The sequence below is a fragment of the Confluentibacter sediminis genome (assembly GCF_003258355.1).
Taxonomy (GTDB): Bacteria; Bacteroidota; Bacteroidia; order Flavobacteriales; family Flavobacteriaceae; genus Confluentibacter; species Confluentibacter sediminis.
Genome location: NZ_QKPO01000039.1, coordinates 1 through 1,407, shown reverse-complemented (window position 1 = coordinate 1,407; position 1,407 = coordinate 1). Strand labels below are relative to the sequence as shown.

The window sequence follows — 1,407 nt, the reverse complement described above, 5'->3', positions numbered from 1 at the left end:
GCAAGCTTATAGAGCATTGCAGCATGCGTTTGGACATCCTGTATTTTTTGGGCTATGACATCGATGATACGGTGTTACCAAACGTATTTTTTATCAGTTCAGAAGTTCATTGACATACTGAAAACTTTATTTTTTTTCGAGGGAAGGCAAATTGCTGACAATTGGAAGCAAAAAATTAAAATTGGACATTTAATAAATCAGGATATGTATTGCAAACCATCGCTTTTATTTGTTTTTCGGTTTTTGTTAAATCAATATTTTTTCTATTAATCAAGATATAAGAACTAGCGTTTGGAAATGATTTGTGTAAAAAAGTTTTATCTCCAATTAATTGAGGGATATGATATTTATACAACCTAAAACGCTGGTTTGTTTTATATCCTTCAACTTTATCGGATTTAACATCGATTGTTCTAGCTCCAATAAAACCAAAAGATGCTTTGGGATGAATTTTCAATAATTCAGGTATGCACTTTGCGCAAGTGATTAAAATATTAGCTACATCTCCTTTATTAATAACATTAGAGTATTTTCTATTACTCTTTCTATCCTTTTTTGCGTAAAATTTAACCGCAATAAAATCATGAACATGATAATCAGCATATACTATATAATGCAATTTCGTTTTTATTGAAAAAAACTTATACACATATCGTTTTTCATGCCAACTGCAAGAAGGGTGAGTTTGAATAAATTTTAAAGTATAGCCTGAAGAAGTTAACTTCATTTAAGGAACTAACATAGGTCTGTTGTCTTGACTTAATTTAATAACTTCTCCGTTAGTTAAAACTTTTCTTAAATCAACTGATTCAGTATCCTCGAAAGATAACCAACCAAGACGCTCTCCTTTACTTCTTACATTTTTAGATTTGTAAGACTTAAAGCTATTCTTGAAATGTTCTTTATATTTGTTTACTGTTCCCATGATTTATTTAAAAATCGTTTTTTAGTTTTTCAACTATTGTTGAATACAAAATTACATTATTTTGTAATAATTACGTATATACTGTATATACTATGTATTTATAATGTATTTACTAATTATAGTTTTTATCTATGATAGATTAGTCGATTAATTAATCTTTAAGTTACAAATATACAAGGAATTAACCTAATAAAATCGTATATTTATATAAGGAAACAAGCTAAAAAAAGGGAGAAAAAAATAAAGATATTTCAGTTATCAGTAGAGTAAAGCGTACTGAATTTATATGTTTGGTAACGTGTTTGTATATGGTTTGTTGCGTGGTTTAAGCACTAAATTTAGCAAATAAAAACCGAATAGAAAATCCGCGAGGATTTTCGTAAGTAGGCTAGAACTAGCAATAAATTATATACGGTGTGCCTGTTGCACAACCTCTCAAATATAATTCAAAATTTTAAGTTTTGGATGAAAGTTCTTATTTT

At 28.1% G+C, this 1,407-nt stretch carries 2 protein-coding genes; both read right to left on the bottom strand.

Features of this window, described 5'->3' with window-relative positions; translation table 11 throughout:
* Positions 1-175: 175 nt before the first annotated feature.
* Positions 176-619: a hypothetical protein gene (locus DKT72_RS17770; RefSeq protein WP_220628155.1), complete on the bottom strand. Its 444-nt coding sequence runs from the start codon at positions 617-619 to the stop codon at positions 176-178.
* A 108-nt stretch (positions 620-727) separates the two neighbouring features.
* Positions 728-925 carry a hypothetical protein gene (locus DKT72_RS17765; RefSeq protein ID WP_111310094.1) on the bottom strand — a complete coding sequence of 66 codons (198 nt, stop codon included), beginning with the start codon at positions 923-925 and terminating at the stop codon, positions 728-730.
* Positions 926-1,407: the final 482 nt, after the last annotated feature.

What these genes read in the sequence shown, in the direction of transcription:
- DKT72_RS17765 (WP_111310094.1), bottom strand. Translation starts at nt 925, where the DNA reads ATGGGAACAGTAAACAAATATAAAGAACATTTCAAGAATAGCTTTAAG.